Origin of the sequence: Mycobacterium spongiae, assembly GCF_018278905.1 — a bacterium.
Lineage (GTDB): Bacteria > Actinomycetota > Actinomycetes > Mycobacteriales > Mycobacteriaceae > Mycobacterium > Mycobacterium spongiae.
Genome location: NZ_CP046600.1, coordinates 74,043 through 92,282 on the forward strand (window position 1 = coordinate 74,043; position 18,240 = coordinate 92,282).

The 18,240-nt window shown below is 65.5% G+C and carries 17 protein-coding genes and 1 pseudogene; 8 read left to right on the forward strand and 10 right to left on the reverse strand.

The window, feature by feature from the left end:
• The first annotated feature begins 436 nt into the window (after nucleotides 1-436).
• The gene (locus F6B93_RS00340) at nucleotides 437-607 is read left to right on the forward strand and encodes a hypothetical protein (protein WP_211697131.1); all 171 of its coding nucleotides are present in this window, start codon (nucleotides 437-439) and stop codon (nucleotides 605-607) included.
• A 171-nt stretch (nucleotides 608-778) separates the two neighbouring features.
• A complete protein-coding gene (locus F6B93_RS00345; RefSeq protein ID WP_211697132.1) occupies nucleotides 779-1,729 on the forward strand; it encodes an alpha/beta fold hydrolase in 951 nt (316 codons plus the stop codon).
• Between the two features lie 66 nt (nucleotides 1,730-1,795).
• Here the strand turns inward: F6B93_RS00345 and F6B93_RS00350 are convergent, their stop codons facing one another.
• Nucleotides 1,796-2,578: a DUF1906 domain-containing protein gene (locus F6B93_RS00350; protein ID WP_211697133.1), complete on the reverse strand. Its 783-nt coding sequence runs from the start codon at nucleotides 2,576-2,578 to the stop codon at nucleotides 1,796-1,798.
• Nucleotides 2,579-2,922: 344 nt separating this feature from the next.
• Here F6B93_RS00350 and F6B93_RS22580 point away from each other — a divergent pair, with 344 nt between their 5' ends.
• Nucleotides 2,923-3,171 carry an SDR family oxidoreductase gene (locus F6B93_RS22580; protein WP_425518486.1) on the forward strand — a complete coding sequence of 83 codons (249 nt, stop codon included), beginning with the start codon at nucleotides 2,923-2,925 and terminating at the stop codon, nucleotides 3,169-3,171.
• A 120-nt stretch (nucleotides 3,172-3,291) separates the two neighbouring features.
• On the opposite strand, the gene F6B93_RS00360 is transcribed toward F6B93_RS22580, so the two are convergent.
• Complete coding sequence (locus F6B93_RS00360) at nucleotides 3,292-4,623, reverse strand: reverse transcriptase family protein (protein WP_211697134.1); 1,332 nt, start codon at nucleotides 4,621-4,623, stop codon at nucleotides 3,292-3,294.
• Nucleotides 4,616-6,718: a hypothetical protein gene (locus F6B93_RS00365; RefSeq protein WP_211697135.1), complete on the reverse strand. Its 2,103-nt coding sequence runs from the start codon at nucleotides 6,716-6,718 to the stop codon at nucleotides 4,616-4,618. Before F6B93_RS00365 ends, F6B93_RS00360 begins: the two co-directional genes overlap by 8 nt.
• A gap of 53 nt (nucleotides 6,719-6,771) precedes the next feature.
• Between F6B93_RS00365 and F6B93_RS00370 the strand changes: the two genes are divergently transcribed.
• Nucleotides 6,772-7,536 carry a ribonuclease T2 family protein gene (locus tag F6B93_RS00370; RefSeq protein ID WP_246540930.1) on the forward strand — a complete coding sequence of 255 codons (765 nt, stop codon included), beginning with the start codon at nucleotides 6,772-6,774 and terminating at the stop codon, nucleotides 7,534-7,536.
• Nucleotides 7,537-7,751: 215 nt separating this feature from the next.
• Nucleotides 7,752-7,883 (forward strand): annotated as a pseudogene (locus tag F6B93_RS00375) (Holliday junction branch migration DNA helicase RuvB); the annotation flags it as partial.
• Nucleotides 7,884-7,904: 21 nt separating this feature from the next.
• Here the strand turns inward: F6B93_RS00375 and F6B93_RS00380 are convergent.
• The 6 genes from F6B93_RS00380 to F6B93_RS00400 form a co-directional block, all read right to left on the reverse strand.
• Entirely contained in the window at nucleotides 7,905-9,527 is a 1,623-nt protein-coding gene (locus F6B93_RS00380; protein ID WP_211697137.1) for a PE family protein, read from the reverse strand.
• 442 nt (nucleotides 9,528-9,969) lie between these two features.
• Entirely contained in the window at nucleotides 9,970-10,101 is a 132-nt protein-coding gene (locus tag F6B93_RS23330) for a hypothetical protein (RefSeq protein WP_281426118.1), read from the reverse strand.
• 707 nt (nucleotides 10,102-10,808) lie between these two features.
• Nucleotides 10,809-11,213 carry a DUF5313 family protein gene (locus F6B93_RS00385; RefSeq protein WP_211697138.1) on the reverse strand — a complete coding sequence of 135 codons (405 nt, stop codon included), beginning with the start codon at nucleotides 11,211-11,213 and terminating at the stop codon, nucleotides 10,809-10,811.
• A 74-nt stretch (nucleotides 11,214-11,287) separates the two neighbouring features.
• Nucleotides 11,288-11,761: a MarR family winged helix-turn-helix transcriptional regulator gene (locus F6B93_RS00390; RefSeq protein ID WP_425518487.1), complete on the reverse strand. Its 474-nt coding sequence runs from the start codon at nucleotides 11,759-11,761 to the stop codon at nucleotides 11,288-11,290.
• A 169-nt stretch (nucleotides 11,762-11,930) separates the two neighbouring features.
• Nucleotides 11,931-12,971 (reverse strand): ParB/Srx family N-terminal domain-containing protein, encoded by a 1,041-nt coding sequence (locus F6B93_RS00395; protein ID WP_211697140.1) that lies wholly within the window; start codon nucleotides 12,969-12,971, stop codon nucleotides 11,931-11,933.
• 11 nt (nucleotides 12,972-12,982) lie between these two features.
• Nucleotides 12,983-14,227: an HAD family hydrolase gene (locus tag F6B93_RS00400; protein WP_211697141.1), complete on the reverse strand. Its 1,245-nt coding sequence runs from the start codon at nucleotides 14,225-14,227 to the stop codon at nucleotides 12,983-12,985.
• Between the two features lie 232 nt (nucleotides 14,228-14,459).
• Here F6B93_RS00400 and F6B93_RS00405 point away from each other — a divergent pair, with 232 nt between their 5' ends.
• The gene (locus F6B93_RS00405; RefSeq protein WP_211699185.1) at nucleotides 14,460-14,738 is read left to right on the forward strand and encodes a DUF4229 domain-containing protein; all 279 of its coding nucleotides are present in this window, start codon (nucleotides 14,460-14,462) and stop codon (nucleotides 14,736-14,738) included.
• A 14-nt stretch (nucleotides 14,739-14,752) separates the two neighbouring features.
• The gene (locus tag F6B93_RS00410) at nucleotides 14,753-16,129 is read left to right on the forward strand and encodes an MFS transporter (protein WP_211697142.1); all 1,377 of its coding nucleotides are present in this window, start codon (nucleotides 14,753-14,755) and stop codon (nucleotides 16,127-16,129) included.
• Nucleotides 16,130-16,131: 2 nt separating this feature from the next.
• Here F6B93_RS00410 and F6B93_RS00415 read toward each other — a convergent pair whose 3' ends face one another.
• Entirely contained in the window at nucleotides 16,132-16,737 is a 606-nt protein-coding gene (locus F6B93_RS00415) for a TetR/AcrR family transcriptional regulator (protein ID WP_211697143.1), read from the reverse strand.
• A gap of 56 nt (nucleotides 16,738-16,793) precedes the next feature.
• Between F6B93_RS00415 and F6B93_RS00420 the strand changes: the two genes are divergently transcribed.
• Nucleotides 16,794-18,185, forward strand: a complete 1,392-nt coding sequence (locus F6B93_RS00420; protein WP_211697144.1) for a flavin monoamine oxidase family protein — start codon at nucleotides 16,794-16,796, stop codon at nucleotides 18,183-18,185.
• Nucleotides 18,186-18,240 lie beyond the last annotated feature (55 nt).

Sequence of the window (18,240 nt, forward strand, 5' to 3'; positions counted from 1 at the left end):
CCTGCGCCGGCCGGCAGTGCGGTGCCGACCCGGTCGGTGCTTAGAAGCAGCTGCAGCAGCGTCGCTCGGCCAGACGGCGCCGCGGTTGAAATCCACGCGGTCCGGATTTTTCGGTCGAGTATGCCGCCGTTTCTCGCCGCGGCGTACGCAACAGGCCGGCTACAAACATGCGCATAGCGTCGTTCCAGCCGAGAGAACGTCGAGGGGGCCTAGGAAATGCAGCGCTCCGTGAGACAAACCAAGCGAGATCGCCGTGAGACAGTGGAGCGAACCGCAGGTCAGCGCACGCCCAAGATGTCGCTAACGGTGAGAACCTACAGGAGGGACCGTGCAGCGATGACGACTTCGAGCACGCCGGGATTGTCCTCGAACAGCTCAGTGGCGTCGAGCTCAAAGAGATGATCGAGCGAGCGGCGCACGTCCGTGAGCTTGACAGGTGCCGGCATGCGCTGCCGCGCCGTTGCCGGTCAGCGAAGTGGGGATAGTGGTGTCGGCGGCTCTGCTGCCGCTGGTGGCGATCAGGGCGGCGGCGATGAGCGCGAGCGCGGAGATGCCCTCTGAAGAAATGCCACTAACCGGAGACGGATCCCCCGATGACACGACGTGAAACACGTGTGACATCGCAGGTCAGAGCATCGCGACATGACATGGAATTTGAGAACCTACGTAGGTTCTCAAGCTTGACTGCACTTTCTCACGTTCAGCTGCACCAAGGCTGCATTTGTGCAGCCGAACTTTGAGACACACCGGATCGACAGTCCCACTATGATCACGCCTCATGACTGAGAGGGCGTCGGTACCAGCAGAGGCCCGCGAGCTAGCACCGCTCGATATTGTCGGCTCCGGGGTCCTGCCGCCCGTTGCTGCCCGGGTGCGCCGCCTTTTCTGGGTGCTTGAGCGGTTGGCGCCCTGGTTGGGATCGCGGTGGGCAGTCGAGTTGTGGTGCACCCCGCCCGTTCTTGAGTCGAGTATGCGTATGCCGCCCGGTGTGCCACCAGGGGCATCGATACAGGCGTTCTGGGATGGACATCGGATCGCCGGGGAGGAATGGGGCGAGGGGCCGCCGGTATATCTGGTACACGGTTGGGGTGGCCAGCGCGCGCATTTGGCAGTGTTCGTCAAACCGCTTGTGGAGGCAGGATATCGGGTCGTGGCTTTCGACTTGCCCAGCCACAACGAATCGGATCCGGGTGCGCTCGCGCCCGGGCGCACCACGGCCATCGAGTGCGCCGACGCGATTACGGCCATGATCGAGACCCGTGGGCCGGCGCACGCGGTGGTCGCCCATTCACTCGGAGCGAACTCGACCGTATTGGCGGCGAGTCAGGGCGCACAGGTTGGCCGCTTGGTCTTCTTGGCGCCAATGGGAGAGTTTCCGCTCTATCTTGACCTGTTCGCCGCACGCCACGGCTTCGGCCGCCGGATCCGTTCGGGCCTGCAGCGTCGTCTCGAAGAACGCATTGGCATGCCACTGCACGAAACGAACATGACGTGGACCGGTCGACGAGCCAACTATCCGCCGCTGCTTCTCATTCACGACCCCGACGACCCGGACAGTCCCCATGCCGCCAGTGAGCGCGTGGCTACGGCATGGCCGGGCGCACGCCTGCTCACCACACGGGGGCTCGGCCGACTGGCGCATTACCGAATTCTGCGCCACCGGCCCGCGATTCGCGCCGGACTGGATTTCATCGGCCACCGCGCCACGGATACGAGCGTCGCGGAGTAACCCAGCGTCACGTAGCGGCCGCGGGCGGCTAAGGACAGCTGCGGTGTTTGATGACAAACTGGCAGGTCACCGAACGAGGTCCCATTGACCGAAATCAGCTGCTAGTACGTCGTCCACGTCGACGGAGGTTCCGTCGATCAAGACGCCGGGGTCAGATGCGGTGACGATCACCCTCTGATACAGGACGGCCGCGGCCACCCGTTCCCCCTGCGACCAAGCCCTCGTCTGCCATGCCCACCGGTAGCCCGGGCTGGTCGAGTGCCCTATCACGCCGTCGCTTATTGCCCATCTGCACTGACGCGCACCGCCATAGATGCCGGTGCGCTGGACACCCAGTACCGAGTTGATCCCGAGGAACCATTGGACCGCGGTGGTTTCCCAGGTGTCGGAGTCGATGTCCTCATCGACGCTGAAGAATATGGGGGCCTGATTTGGGCCGCCGGCGGCGTTGTGCAACCGCAGCGCCGTCGTAGCGTCGGCCACGCCACCGTCATATCCGCGGGTGAAGTCCGACGGCGACTGCGGCCAGCCCGGTTTGCCGTATTGGTAGCAGCTCACCACGTGCAGGCCGAGCGCGCGCAGACCGTCCGTGAACTCACGGGTGACCGGCTTGAAATCGAATGTGGCACCTGGCCGCAATTCGGACACGTAGACCAGCGCACCGTCATAACCCGCCGATTTGATCTGCTCTGGCTGTACCAACACGGTGGCGAAGTCAAGCAGCCGCAGGCCGTCCGCGGATGCTGTCGGGGCTGTAGCTGTTGCCGCCACAGTGGGCCCGGCCGCTAGAACCGGGGTGGCCGCCAACGCGTATTTGAGAATTTCGCGTCGCGTCACGGGTGGGGTCACGTTGGCGAGCGTAGTTTGCGGATTCGGTCTGGGCGCATCTCCACCGGACAGGCCTGGCGGGGTAAGCTCCGGGGCTGCAGCTGCGCAGCTTGATACGAGCTTCGATACGGTGCGGTACCTGCTGGAGACCCACCCGCACCCCAAACGGCTTGGACCCGCGATAGTCCCGGAACGCCACGAGATGGGCGTGTGCCCGCCTCGCCCGCGAGTACAACATCGCGCGACGCGAACCGAGCGACTACGCCCGAAAGACGGTCGAGCGTGACTGCCATGAGACGGTCCACGAGATTCCAGGTCAGTAGTCGCCGTCGATACAGCCGACGGCGAGAACTGACGTGTTCCCGGTGAATGAGTCCAGTTTGTTTCAGCGTCTCGTGGCCCAGTGTGAGGGCTGGCTTCGGACGTCCACGTGCGCCCGTCGGGTCGCCGCGGATCTGCCGCTGGGTCGTGTGGCCAGTCCCGAGGAGATCGCACACTGCGGCTTGTTCCTCGCCTCCGAGGAGGCTTCCTTCGTCACCGGTGCGGTCCTGGTCGCTGATGGCGGCGGCGAGATCGTGAACGTCGGCACACTGGCGTTCGGCGGGAGTCGTTGACGAGGGCGCGGGGAAAAACAAAAAAGTGAAAGACCGAAAGCCGCAGCCGCTGTGGTCCGTCGGAAAACCGCGCAAAGGCGGGGTCCGCGCCCTCGCGACGATCGAACCGCATCCCAGCGGTCACCGCAAGTTCCGCAGGTGCACGAGGGAGACCAGGCCCATATCGCGCCGCAGCACCGCAGGAGGCAGCAGCCGGAAGCCGCGCACGCCGGGCCGTCCGGTGGCGACCTGCACGATCTTTCGCGCGATCCGGTAATCCACGTCCTTGAGCACCCCACGATCTGTTGTCGTGTCGAGGAGGGCGGACAAGCCAGCCACCGCGAACGGGTTGTCAACGTCCAGCATGACGTTGGTGGCAGCCACGAGATGACGCGCTCGTTCACCGGCCGGCAATGACGACAGGGCAGACGAGGCCGCATCGATACGGGTCGCAATGCGTCCGATAAAGCGGCGCAGCCGATGAGGCGCCAAGGCCATCGTTCCGGCATGGCCGACCGACATGCCAAGCCAGTCGATCCGGTTGCGCCCGCGATACGTCGGGTCCTCGGCGGCCGGTTGGCCAGTTCCGCTGAGGGCGGTGCGAAGCTCTTTCTCCAGTTTCCGTTTGACGCCCAGGTCATCGAGCAGCGCGTCGATCAGCGTGTCTGCCTCGTGGAGCGCGGCGAGATCCGGATGGGCAATGACGAAGTCGTCGTTGTACCGGGCGTAGAAAATGCCGTCGACACCGACGATTGCCCGGTCTATGGGTACAACCGCCAGGTTCCCCAGGATCGGGACAAGCGGTGTTCCCATGGCGACGCCGTGGCGACGAGTGAACTGTGCGCCGTCCTGATCGCGCACGACGGGGCGCGCAAGCGTGGCAATGAGATTCCATGCGTCGGACCCGATGGCTCCGCTCGGGCTGCCGAGCGCCGCGACCTCTCGCACGGTGTGCCACAAGGCCGCGTCAGGGCCGACCGGCAGATCGTCTCCGTAGTGTTCGAAATCGGATTGCAAGACGTAAAGCGGAGGGCCGTGTGCTCCCATCCGCTTGCGATGAGCACGCACGAAACCGGCAAGGGCCCGCGCGGCGTCGACATTCGTCAAACCGGGCAAGTAGGAGTAGACGCCGGGCAGGCCGTAGCAGCGCGCATTGTGCGAAAGAAGCTGAAAGAGTGCGGAACCGACGACGTGGTCGATGAACGCGGGGGTATGCGCGGCGCGACGCTTACCGTCGGTCTCGAGGAACCAGAGGTCAACCGGCTCCGGCCGGTATTGGCCGCTGGCGACACTGCGGGCGATCGCGCGGGAAAGGTTTCGGCGCTGAGTCGCGGTGCTGAAGTAGGTGACACCGCCGTCCGCTTCGTCGAAAGCCAATCCGCGCTGCCTCTTCTTGGCGAAGATCCGCAGAATGGTGTCTTCATAGGTTTTCGGGTCCTTCAGTCGTCGCTCTATGTCGACGGGTTCAGCCATTGCGGGCACACTCCGCAGCTTCCGTGGTGCCCCAGACGATGTGCCAGGCCTTCACGGTGTGCAGCCAGTTCTTGAATACCGCGGCGTCGGGGTCGGGCGGCAAAAGAAAGAGCAGGCGCAACCTTCCCTCGTGATACAGCGGCGTGAGCAGGCGGCCATCCACTGGAACCACTGCGGTGCCGCCTTCCAGGCCCGTTATTGCCGTTGGCAGGGCCTGCGCCAGCACGCCCGGTTCGAGACTGCGCATGTCCCGTGAGCCTTCGTGTGTTTCCAGATCGAAGACGATGCCGTCGGCAAAAAGCGCGCGAAATTCGGAGCTCAGGGTTTCCAGGCTGTCCGGCCGCACCAATGCGTCGTCGACGGGCTGAATCCATTCGTCGGCGATGAGCCGGTCAAGTGCATCGCGTCCGTTGGTCATCACCGCCGGCAGAAAGTTGCCGTGGTTCGCGGTGCCACCGGTGATCGCTTGAAGCGTCAGATGCGGCTGTTGCTCGGTATCACGGTTCGCGGATCGCTCATAGTAGATGAGCGCCGTCGGCGTCCGGAATGCGAAATGTCCCTTGTCCCCGAACTTTTGCCGCATCAACGTCATCGTGGCGGATCTCTGCTTGGGCGTGATTGATTCCGCGATCGTGATGCAACCGACACGCACCGGTCCCGGCTCTCGAGCGAGTTCGCGTATCCAGTCGCCCAGTGGCAGCAATGTGGGGACCGGGGGCTGTCGGCGGTCGTGAAAGTGCTGCAGGTTGATCAGAACGATAAGTTGCGTAATCATCGCGGCCGTGATCTCGAGGAGGTCGGAGGCGGGATTGCTGTCGATCCAGACCAGCCCCAACAACGCGATCAAGAACGCGAAGGATCCAAGGTGCGCGCCGAAACGACCTTCAGCGAACAAGCGGATCTGGTAGATGCCGATCGCGCTGCGGACGACAAAGAGCGGCAGCAGCGCGAGCAGGAAGCTAAGTGGTATGTCGTGCAGGACAAACAGCCCGAGCGCGGCAGCAAGAGACCAAAAGTACACTGCGATGACCGGCGCCATCCACAGGTTCCGGTGAAAGAAGAAGATGCGAAATTCACTAAGGGCCGGGAGGCCGCGCAGACGGACGAAATCGAAATAGAACAGCCCCGCGGCCTCGTATGTGCCCCTAAATAACGGCAGGACCAGATAGAAGAACTGGAAGGCATCGACGTGCCGCCAGGCTGCGGCGCCAGCGGTGAGGTCGAAGGACCGGGCGCTCGTCCCATATACGCCAACAAGCGCGAGAACGAGAATGCCGTCGAACCGCAGCGCGAATCCCGACAGCGTGGTCTGCAACCCCAGCCAGGGCGGGATCTTCGGAAGCAACCGCCAAAAGGCCCAAAAGTGATGGGTGGGTGGCTCGAATCTCGGCCACAGTCCGGTCAGCCGATAGACCTCGAGCGTGTAGTGCACGGTGATCGAGATGCCGATCGCATTCGCCGCGATGATCGCAATGATGATTGCGGCCGTCGGATACAAATAAGAGCCAACGCTGAGCACCCCGAGCTGCGCGAGGGTCGGCGCGAACATTGACCAAATGGGTCGGTAAACGCGCCGCGTGGCGTATACACCGGAGTGAATCACCTTGACCGGGAAACCAATCGCAACCTCGAGGACGATCAAGAACGCGTACACGTGGCCGACCGGATTGTGGCCGGAGGGCTGTAGGACCGCCAGCCCGACGCCGCCGACGATCGTCAGCATCACGGCCGCGATCACCGCGAGGACCAGCCAGCGGCCGATTTCGTGCTCGGCCGCGTCCCGTTCCCCGGCCTGGGAGAACGCTCTGAGCCGCTCCCGCATGACCTCGAGAAGCCCCCACCATCCGCCGCCGACGACCAGGCTGCCGATCCGTAGCACCATGACGGTAAAGGCCGCTGTTCCGCCGAGGGTGGAGATAAGAATCAGGAACTCTATGACGTGCACGGCGAATCGCGCCGTGGCGAGCAGCAGCGAGAACCGCAGGCGATAGCGAAAGTACGCACCGATCCTGCCGGTGAGCAGGCTGGTGTACAGGGAGACCGCGCGATTTTCCCGGCGCCCGGTGTGCTCGAACCAGCGGTCGATATCGTTCACTGGACAGGTTTTCGGTTCGAGAAGAGTGCACGATGCAACTGCGGCGAGGAGACGTGGCCGTCGTCTCCGTATCGGCCGGACTGGCGGCGATCGTCGTCGCGGCCGTCGCCTTCAGCTTGCTCATCCTCGATCACTCGCACCCCCCCGCGAACGAAGCCGGAACAAGCACCTCGAGCCTGCTCGTAGTGACCTGGGGACCCAGCCTTTGCAAGGTAGACCCGTCCAACTCGGGATGCAGAACCGGTCACGTCGGCAAGTTAGGGGAGAGATTGATTCTGCACGGGCTGTGGCCCCAGCCGCCCAGCCAGCAGTTCTGCGGCGTGCCAAAGACCGATAAGGCCCGTGACCTACGCAACGCCGACATGTCGTCCCTGGATCTGCCGGAGGATTTGCAATCGAAGTTGCAGCCGGTGCTGTCTGACGCCGCCCTCATGGCGCCCCACGAGTGGTACACGCATGGCACCTGTTCCGGTGTCACACCGGCGGTGTATTTCCGCGACGCCATAACGCTGACCAACCAGGTCAGCAAAATCCTCGATCCGGTGTTCGCCGAACACCCGCATTTGTCGCTCAACACGGTGCGGCACCGGTTCGACGCCGAGTTTGGCGAGGGGGCGGGCAAGCGTGTCAGCCTCACGTGTCGCGACGTTGACGGCGAACAGGTCGTCATTTACGAGGTGCATCTGTCGCTTCCTCCGATCGCCGATTTCGGATCTGCCGAGAACACCGAGAACACCGAGAACACGTTGTCGCTGGGAGACTTGCTCGTCAAAGGCCCAACGATATCCCCCGGATGTCGGCGCGGGCGCGTGCCGTGAGAAATCTCGAGGGCTCGGTCGACGGTCGGCGGCGGAACGTCCTGCGACTCGCAGTGTTTGCGGGGTTCTTGCTGGGTTTGTTCTAGCTGGTTGCCGTGGCACGGGTGGTCGACATCGAGGGGGTCCGTAGCGCCATCGCGGCGACGGGTCCGATCGCGCCGCTGACGTATGTGGTCGTGTCGGCTGCTGCTCGGCTATTGGATCTCACGGAGGACTTCCAGCCGTTCGTGGTCCGCGCGGGAATGGTTGCCCGCCTCCCGCGCGGCCGAGTCGCCACCGCGCAGGCCTGGACGCACCTGGGCCTGACGCCACCGGCCGTGGTCAGCCAGCCGTGCGTGTTCGAGTAGCGAGCGGGGTGGCGCTTCCAGCTATGACGATCCGTTCGCCCCGGGACCGCCAAGAAGTGTTCCGCCGGTGCCCCCGGTGCCCCCAGTGCCGCCGTTGATGCCGTTGCCGCCGTTGCCACCGTTACCGACCAATGTTGGTTGGGAGGTGCCGTCGATGGTTACCGCGACGTTTCCGCCGTCGCCGCCGTCGGCAGCCATTGCACCGCTACCGGCATTGCCGCCGTCCCCGCCGTATCCGATGCCGAGGCCGGTGCCAGCGTCGCCGCCAGTGCCACCAGTGCCGCCAGTGCCAGCGATGCTCTCGCCGCCGGTGCCGCCGGCGCCTCCTCCCGCTAAACCGACCAAGGCCACAGCACTATCACCGCCATCGCCGCCGGCGCCGCCGGTGATGCTGCCGAAGCCGCCGAGACCGCCGTCGCCGCCAATGCCCCAACCGTTGAGTGCAGCGCCCAAGCCGCCGGCGCCCCCGGCGCCGCCGGTGTCACCGGAGCCACCCATTCCGCCGACACCGCCACCTGCCAACACGAACGAAGCGCCCACGCCGCCAGTACCACCGTCACCGCCGGTGCCGCCGCCACCGGTGGCTGCGCCGCCGGTACCACCGTTGCCAGCCGCAGCGGCGAGGAGGCCGCCGGTTAATCCGCCGGCACCTCCGGCGCCGCCTTGGGTTGTGCCTGCTCCGCCCGCGCCGCCGTCACCGCCGCCAGCCAGGAGCGGGCTGTTTGCTTGGCCGCCGGCACCTCCGGCGCCGCCTTCGGTGGTGCCTGTTCCGCCCGCGCCGCCGTCACCGCCGCCAGCCATGAGGTAGCCGCTTCCGACGCCGCCGGTGCCGCCGTCGCCGCCGGTCACGCCCGACCCGCCGGCCCCGCCGTTACCGCCGAAGCCCCAGAGCAGGCCGTCGGTGCTTCCACCGGCGCCGCCCGTGCCGCCGGTTGCCAGCGCCGAGCCGCCGCCGGCGCCGCCCTGGCCGCCGAAGCCGAAGAATGGGGCGGCGCCGCCGGCCCCACCAAGGCCACCTGTCTCGCCGGCACCTGTCACCGATCCGCCAATGCCGCCGGTGCCGCCGTGGCCGATCAGCCACCCACCACGGCCGCCCGCCCCGCCGGTCCCACCGTCAAATCCGCTCCCGCCGGCCCCGCCGTTGCCGATCAGGCCGGCTTCACCGCCACTACCGCCGTTGGCGGTGGCCCCGCTGGTGAAGCTAAATCCGTTGCCGCCGTTGCCGAACAACAAGCCGCCGGCGCCGCCGTTGGGGCTTGCCGCCGTCCCGTTGGCACCATTGCCGATGAGCGGGCGTCCGAACAACGCCATAGTGGGTGCATTGATCACTCCCAACACACTGCTTTCCACCGCCTGCGCGGCATTGGCCGCCTCTGCGCTGGCGTACGCGCTTCCGGAGGCGGTCAACGTTTGCACAAGAGTCTGATGGAACGCCGCAGCCTGAGCGCTGAGCGCCTGGTACTGCTGGCCGTGACTCGAAAACAGTGCCGCAACAGCCGCCGACACCTCGTCGGCACCGGCGGCCACCACCCCGGTCGTCGATGCTGCTGCTGCCGCGTTTGCCTCACTCAGTGAGGCGCCAATGGATTCAATACTTCCGGCCGCCGTCGCCAGCATCTCCGGAGCCGCGATCACAAACGACATCAAAATCCCCAATTCGCTGTTACGTCCGTCATGTGCGTTCGGCGGCAGTCTGCCAGCGAAAGTTCCGAGCTTGCAACGAGTCGATGGTTGCTAGCTGAGCGCCGGGGCGTGCGCCTTTCTCAACGCGGTACTCCTGATCTGCGATTTTGTGCGGCAGCCCGATCTCATGGTGAGAAAATATGAATTCACTATGGGACGTGCGGCGGTCGGTCTGAGAGAGTCCCGCGGCGCCACGCCTAGAGGTGCGGACTCCGCGTGCAGGCACTGCGGATCATGTACGGCGCTGGAGGAGCGCATGCTCTCCGACCGGCAAGCCGCGCGCAGTCGATGCGGGAGGGTTTCGCGAACAGCTCAAGAGTGAGGTGCAGGCGGTCACCGGTCGGATTCCGTCTCGGGTGGGCGCAACCGTGTGGATGGCCCGTGATCTGGTCAACGATGACCGCTACTCGTCGTGCTCGGTAGGCCCGTACGTGGGCACCGCCGCCACGAGGCAGTTGAGTTGGGCAACATCGGTGCCGCGCTTGCGAAAGCGGCGCGCTACGCCGATGCCACTGCTACGGGACGCGATTGCCATCAGTCGCGATTTAGACGACAAGCCCGAAATCACCAGCGAAGGTAAGAATCTCGGTGCAGTTCTCGGGCGCTTGGGCCGCGTTGAGAACAATCAGACGTACCTGGTGGAAGCGATTGAGGCGCTTCAGGAGGCGGCCGAGATCTATAGGGAGCGAGGCAATGTGTCGGGCTCGCCGCGACTTGGCCGATGTCGCCGTAGGCGGTGGCCTATAGGAGGTACGCCTGATGCACCGCACGATCTCACGGACCAGATCCGCTGCCCGAGTAGGGTCGACATAGTGCGACTCGCTATGACTGTTGAACCGGAACGTTTTTCAGCTCATCGACTTGAGCCCAATCAATCGATACCAGCTGCTGTCCTCGAGCAACCGTTGTATGCCGTGTTTCGTTCACGCGAAGAGCCCTACGCGAAGCCGCCTTCGAGGTCAAATGTCTCCCTGCTGCGCTCAGTTGACCGCCGCCGCTCACGGCATCAAACCTGAATCGCTCCGGCTTGTCCGTAGACTTTGATGTGTCCCGGGTTGCGTGGAGTCGGTTGCTTGACTTTGGTCACGACGCCCCACGAAGGAGCCGTGTCGGTCCGAGGGCTTATCCCGTGTTGAGATGCTGATGGCACGCGCGGCGATCAAGGGTCTGCTGGGTAACGACATCGTGCGCCGCGGGGCGCTGTTTGATCGCGCGGTGGTAAGAGACCACCATGTTCCCGCCCTAGCTGCCGGCGGTGGGCCGGTATCTGGATTCGTACTTGCGCTGCTTGTCGGCGGTGGCCTTGCTGTGCGCCTCGGCCATCACCCGTTTGAAGGTGCCGGACGGAAACCCGTGTTTAGTGAGCCGGTATTCGGCGTACTGGTCGATGTAGGACAGGGAATAGATCACCCCGAGGAGGAATCCACCGAGGGCGGCGGTCCAGACGATCCAGTTGGTGCCCATCAGCAGCAGACCGACGACGACGAACGGCGCGAGCACCGCGGTGGTCCGTGAGACTTGTCGTACCCACCGGCTCGACGCGGTGAGGTCGTGCAGCACCCACGGGTGATAACGCCCGGGCAGCGTGCCTCCGTACGCGTAGTGGAACCAACGAATCGGGTCAGGACGCCTTGGTTTCTTGCTCATGGGAGTGTCTCGCTTCTGATCTCGTCGCGGCTTTACGGACAGTTCTGGGTGTGCGACCGCGCTCACTGGGTTTCCTATGGTGCCTGGAGTGCCCCGGCGGCCAGCGCGGCAGCGTTGACCCTGGTCAGCACGTCTCGCAGTCGTTCGAGTTCGGCCAGGTCGACTCCGAGCCGTTCGACCACCGCGAGGGGGACGGCGAGCGCCTGTTCCCGCAGGGCGATTCCGGCGTTGGTGAGGGTCACGTCAGTGGCGCGTTCGTCGGCGGTGCTGCGGCGCCTGACCACCAGGTCCATCGCTTCCAGGCGTTTCAGCATCGGTGAGAGGGTCGCCGAATCCATCTGCAGGGTCGATGCGATCTGCTTGACCGACATTGGCTGGCTCGCATCGCTGGACCGGTGGTGATCCCACAGAGTCAACATCACCAGGTATTGCGGATGGGTCAGGCCGAGGGGCTCCAGCAGGGGCCGGTATACGGCCAGCACCGCGCGGTTGGTGATTGCGAGCGCGAAGCACACCTGCTGTTCCAGGGCGAGCGGATCGACATCCACGGCATTCGATGTGGGCACGATCTAACTGTACCCTAATAGCTAGGGCACAATCTAATTAGTGGGGGAGGTCACGGTCCAGCTGAGATATCAGTCGAGCGAGAGGTTCCCGCAGCTTTCCCGTTTTTCCGCCGAAATGCCCGCCGAGTCAGGTTCGCGGGCGCCGGCTTGGTCATCGGCCCGCCTTGTAGGCGATGGCGTAGGCCAGCTTCCCGGGCTTGGCGGAGTCCACCGGCTGTCCCAACCCATCGAAGGCCTGTTGCCCGAAAGAATCCATCTTGCCGAGGTCAGCAGCGGTGCGCTCGGCGGCGATCACGGTGTCGGGCGGCAGGGCGACGATCGCCCGGGCGAAATTGCCGACAAGGCTGAGGTAGGAAGCCAGTTGATCAAGGTCGAAGGATTGCAGCGAAAGCTTCGGGTCGGTCTGCTCGCGCAGCCAATGACCCCAGTAGAACTCCTGGAACTCCGGGCGGTCATCGTCCGGGATGAAGCCGACGTCGCGGACGAAGTACAGCGCGCCGCGATACCGGTCGTTGGCGAACTGCTTGAGCCCCAGTCCGATCGGCAGTTGATCGGGCGTGATGGGCTTGCCGTGGGCGTCGCGCAGCCAGGTCCAGCCGCGGGACTGCATCTCGTCCCAGAAGGCTTCGGGTTCCAGCGACGAGAGGTTACCGGTGACCTTCAGCCGCACCCCGATGCCGGGGCCGCCACCGGGCGCCTCCCAGAACGAGGTCAGCGTGTGGTGGCCGTCGGTGAGGTAGGGCTGGCCGCCCGGGCCGATCACGACGGTCTTCATTGGGGCCGTGGACTCCGCGGTCTCCGATCCACGTGCGGTCTGGCAACGAAACGACGTCGGGGCGGCGAGGGTAGCGCCCTGGTCGGCCTCGGCCAACCCATCCTGCCCGTTGGTGACACACCACTGGTCGAGCAGTTGGTCGGCCGCGCCGGCGCCGAGGGTGTAGCGGCCTAGGCGGTAGTACACCTCGTCGTAACCCAGCGACGGCTGGGTGGGGCGCAGTTCGCCGAGGGTGACCTCGAGCAGATCGCCTTCTTCGGCAGCGCAGTACCGGGCGTTCTGCTCAGCACACGGCTCGGACGCTCCGGAGGGTGTGGCCGCGCCGCTGCGCTCGCCGGAAGGTGCACTGCAGGCCGCCACGGTCAGCGCGACAACAAAAAACCCGGCGGCGACGGTTCGCCGACCTATGCCCGCCATGTGATCTCCCGTCAACAGGTGACAAACGAACCCAGCTTCCCGGTGGTCTCCAGGGTGGCCAAGGACTTGCCCGTCTTAGCGGTCATATCGGCGTTGCCCGCGGTCTCTTCTGCCATCGTGCACTGTGTCGGTAGGAAGCCCACCGGCGCGGAGTTTATCGTCGGTTGCAGCATCCAGTTCGCGCCCGGGGCCTGCTCGATCTCCTCGGCGAAGCCCGCGGCGAGGCCCGGCTTGTTCATCCGGCTGATCACCAGCCGGTTGGGCGCCCGGGAGAGCATCTCGACGTCACCCATCGAGTCACCGGCCGCCATGAACAGCTCACCGCGACTGATGATGTTGTCGATCGCGCCGGCCTTGCCGCCGCGCCACGACGCCACCCCGTCGGGGATGGACAGGATCTCCAGCTGGGACATCCGGTCGGGGTCCAGGCCGATATAGGCCGGATCGGGGTTCTGGTGGGTCATCTGATAGTCGGAGACCAGCTTCCCGGTTTCCCGGTCCTTGAGCAGCGTGGTGACCGCGACGACGTGATCCATCGGCAGCGCCGCCTCTTGCCCGTACTTCTCGACGATGGCAGGGTTCACCGCGTTCTGCACCATCCAACGCACCGCCCAGGTGACCCCGGCGGAGACCACCCACACGTCGTAGCCGTGGCTGCGCAGGTTGCCGTACAGGTCGGCCATCTGCGGGTAGATGAACGGCCGGCCGGCGCCCAGGATCGTCGACTCCTCCTTGGAATCCAGGTCGGCCGCGCCGGCCCCGTTGTCGTAGACCGCGGCGGTCTGGGCCAGGAAGTCCGACAGCGTGTGGCCGGTAAACGTGGTCGCTACCAACGGCAGTGACGAGTACTCACGGAACGGGTCGGTATCGCCGGCGGAGTCCAGCACCGCGTCGTAGTAGGTGGAGATTCCGTCGGTGATCGCCATCGGCTTGCCCTCGGCGGTGCTGAACGGCGGGAACATCGCCGGGCTCAGCGAGGCCGGGTCGATGGCGTTGGTCTCCTGCACCCGGGCCAGCATCGCCTCCCCGATGTCGCGTGCCTGAGTGGTGTTGTCGAAGTCGAACACCACGATCTTGCCCTGCCCGGACGACGCCGCAATCGTGTCGGTCAGCGTCTGGTAGACCGAGTCGGTCCATCCGGCCCGGTCCAGTTCCGGGACACCGTTGGCGGCCGAGGCGTTCGGCGCGGCGGCTGGGGTGGTGGCCGCTTGTTCGGAGGCTTGGGTGGAACAGCCGACCAGGATCAGCACAGTCACCGCGGCGCAAAGAGCCCGTCGGGGGAGTGGGGAGTGGGGTTGCACGGCCATGAGTCTGGCCAGGCCCCGGCAGTGCCGCGCGCCGAAGTCGGCCCAGGACAGCAGATATTCACCCGTGCGGCAGCCGGAGTTAACCTTCCGCGCTTAGTGCTGGTCATGTGCACGGCCGCGCGGAATATGCACGCGTCGGTACGCTCAAGCCGTGGCAGACGAGCAGCAAAGCGGTTCCGGCATGGTCCGCGACCTCCTCGCATATGCACTGGCCCGATTGGCGTTGGCGGCTGCGCTCGCCGCGGCGATCTACGGCGTTACCCGGCTGTTCGGCGTCGACGACGTCCCGCTCTACGTGGCTGTCGCTGTCGCGATCGTGATCGCGCTGCCTCTCGGTATGTGGGTTTTCGCCCCGCTGCGCAGGCGCGCCACCACCAGCGTCGCCGCATTCGATGAGCGCCGGCGCAGCGATCGCGAGCAGCTACTCGCCAGGTTGCGTGGCGAGCGGTCACCCGACTAGGCACTACGGCCGAGATGTCCGCCACTCAGGAGAACCGTCATTGGTGGATTGTCGCTGCGGCCAGCCTGGTGCTCGGTCTCGTCGTGCTCGACGAGACGGTGGTGGGGGTGGCGCTGCCCACCATCCGGGCTGACCTGGGCATGACAGAGGTCGCCAGCCACTGGGTGGTCAATGCCTACCTGCTGACGTTCACCTGTTTTGTCGCTATCGGTGGCAAACTCGGCGATCTGCTGGGCCGGCGCCGGGTTTTTGTGGTCGGAGCCGCGTTCTTCACGGCCGGATCCGCGGTGGCGGCTACGGCGCCGAGCGGCGGCTGGCTCGTCGCCGCCCGTGCCGTGCAGGGCGTGGGTGCGGCAATGACTTTTCCGGGCTCCATGGCGATCATCACTGCCAGCGTTCCACCGCAGCAGCGCGGCGCCGCGTTCGGAATCCAGACGACGATAGCTGCCAGTTTCATGGCATCTGGGCCGCTGGTGGGTGGGCTCTTGTCGGAGCTGGTCTCCTGGCGGTGGATCTTCTGGATCAACGTGCCGATCGTCGCGGTGGCGGCTGGCGTGCTGTTGATGATGCTGGAGCCGCAGGCCGGCAGCTCCCGGGGCGCCGGGGCCTTCGGTTTCGCGCGGTTCGACTACCCGGGGCTGGCACTGATGGTGGTGGGCTTGACCGGTATCACGGTCGGATTGATGCAGTCCAGCGATTGGGGGTGGACATCGCCGGCCATCATCGGCCCGCTGGTGGGCGGCTGTGCGCTCATCGCCACATTTGTTGCCGTCGAACTCAAACGTGCCGAGCCGGTAGTGCAACTGGAGTTGCTGCGCATCCGCACTTTCGCCGGCGGCAACGTGGTCTTCGCGATGTTTCAGTTCGAGAAGATGATCGTGTTCATCTTCGTAGCGCTCTATCTGCAGCATGCGCTGGGGCGCTCGCCGATCGAGGCCGGCGTCGTTGTCAGCATCGCCATTCTGCCGACCCTGATCACCTCGCGGTTGGCGGGCGCGACCCGCGACAAGTACGGCTCCCGGGTGCCGCTCACCGTCGCGCTCGTTATCACCGGGGTGGCCCTGAGTGCGATCGGGCTGGCTACGTCGTTGCATAGCGAAGCGGCGATCGTTGCGGTGATGGTCGTGTGGGGAGCGACCATGCCGTTCATCGCGGTGAGCGCTCGTCCGGCGTTGATGGGAGCGGTGCCGGCGGCCAAGCAGGGCGAGGCCAGCGGGATCAATCTGAGCGTGCAGATGCTCGGTGGCACGGTTGCCATTGGCGTCGGCAGCCCCCTGTTGATCCTCACCGGCTCCTACGTGCTGCTTTTTCTGCTGACTGGCGTCTTGACCCTCGGCGTCGCAGCGATTGCGTGGTCGATGATCGAGCGGTCCATGACGCAAGCGGCCTGAGCTCAGCCGGTCTTCAGCATCGAGCGGGCCAGCCCGGCGGCGTCCCGGCTGTGATGTTCGGGGAATCCGACATCGAGCAACACGGTGTTGGACTCGGAGAGACAGACGATTGCGTAGGCGATGGCAGCGGCACGCTGCGGGGAGGTCTTCGAGTTGCGCGTGATCGCTGCGGCAAGCTCGTCCACGAGAAGGGCGTACGCGTCCCGCACGGCCTTGCGTGTTTCGGGGTGCCGGCTCGCCGTCGCTTGCAGGAGGTCGAATGCGCGGTCGTCGGTCGAGCGGTGGGTCGTCCAGGCCCGGGAGAACAGCAGGTCGATGATGTTCTCCGGAGTTGGGTCCGGACCCACTGCGTCCCGGATCGCGAGTTCGTAGCGGCGGCCGAGCTCGTGGATCGTGGCGACGCGCAGTGCCTTGTGATCGCCGACGAAGTGGCTGATCGCGGTGCGAGCAACTCCGGCTCGTTCGGCGATGTCGGCCATGGGAACCGTAGGTGAGCCCTGCTCGGAGATCAGCTGGATGTGCGCCTCGATGATCGCGGCTCGGCGTTCGCCGGCGACGCTGGGGCGGCCGCGACGGCGACTGGTCTCGGGATCGCCGGACGATGACACGCCTCGACTATAGACAATTGTTTGACGATACGTCAATCAATTGATAGTGTTCGGCCATGGAGACAGAGACGGATCGAAACGTCGATCGGGTGATCGTGGTCGGAGCGGGGGCGGCGGGTCTCGCCGCAGCGCGGCTGCTGCAGAGCCATGGACGAGACGTGGTGGTGCTCGAGGGACGGACCAGGGTCGGGGGTCGAATGAGCACTGTCGACGTCGATGGCGCTCTGGTTGATGAGGGCGCAGCATGGATCGACGGCCACAAGACCAACCCGATCGTTGGGCTTGCCGGGAGCGCCGGTTTGGCGACGATGCGCGCCGACTATGTTGACCCGTTCCGTGTTGGAGCGTTCGACCCCGTCAGGCGCAGGTGGCTCGGACGCGTCGAGTCGTTGCGCCACATCGTGGCCATCGCACGCGCCACCGAGCGTCTCTCGGAGCCCGACACGACGGAAGCGACGAACCTGGCTGAGCGGATAGACAGGGTGGTCGATCGGCGGGGGCGAGCCGACGACGTCCGCCGCGTTCGCAGGTTCCTGGTTCGTCGGTCGGCCGAGTTGAACTGGGCCGATCGAGCCGACCTGCTCGGTGCCCATGCAACAGAGAGCGGAATGGTCTACGCCGGGCGGGAATCGGTCATCGTCGGTGGCTACGGCCGCCTCGTGGATGTGCTGGCCGCTGGCCTCGACATCCGGCTCGAGCACGTCGTCGAGTCGATCCGATACCGCAACGAGGGTGTCGAGGTCGTCACCACCAAGGGGACGTTCAGTGGTGCCCACGCCATCGTGACGGTTCCCCTCGGTGTGCTCAAAGCCGGCACCATCGCGTTCGACCCGCCGCTACCCGCCGCAAAGGTCGCTGCGATCGAAGGGATCGGAGTCGGACGCCTCGAAAAGATCATCTTCCGATTCGACGAGCCGTTCTGGCGTACCAACCCCACGCGAGCGCGCAACCTGTACAACATCGACGATGACACACCGTGCCCGATATTCTTCGATCTCAGCGCCGGCGCCGGCCGTCCGACGCTGGTTGCGCTGCTGACCGGCGACCACGGAACCCGCCTCGTGGGAGATCCGGAGCCCATGATCGCCCAGGCGCTTGCCATCCTCGAAACGATGTTCCCTGGCCGCGTCACGAAGCCGACGGCAGCGCACACCACAGCATGGCAGCTCGATCCTCTTGCACTCGGTAGCTACTCGACCGTTCGGCCCGAGACCAGCGAGAAGCACTTCGCCGACCTGCTTGCACCGGTCGCATCGCGGCTGTTATTTGCCGGCGAGGCAACCAACGTCCTCCGTTCCGGCTATGTCGACGGCGCGGTCGACAGCGGCGTGCGCGAGGCCAGCCGCATCCTCGGTCATGACGTCAAACTTGAGCTGGTGAGGGCGCCCCTCCATGAGAATCGCCGGGAGGCCTACGCGCACGGCCACGTTGCCGCACGACGTGATTGATACCCCTCGCTGTTCACCGGATCACTTGTGCGGCAACGCCACCCTGTCTGTGCTG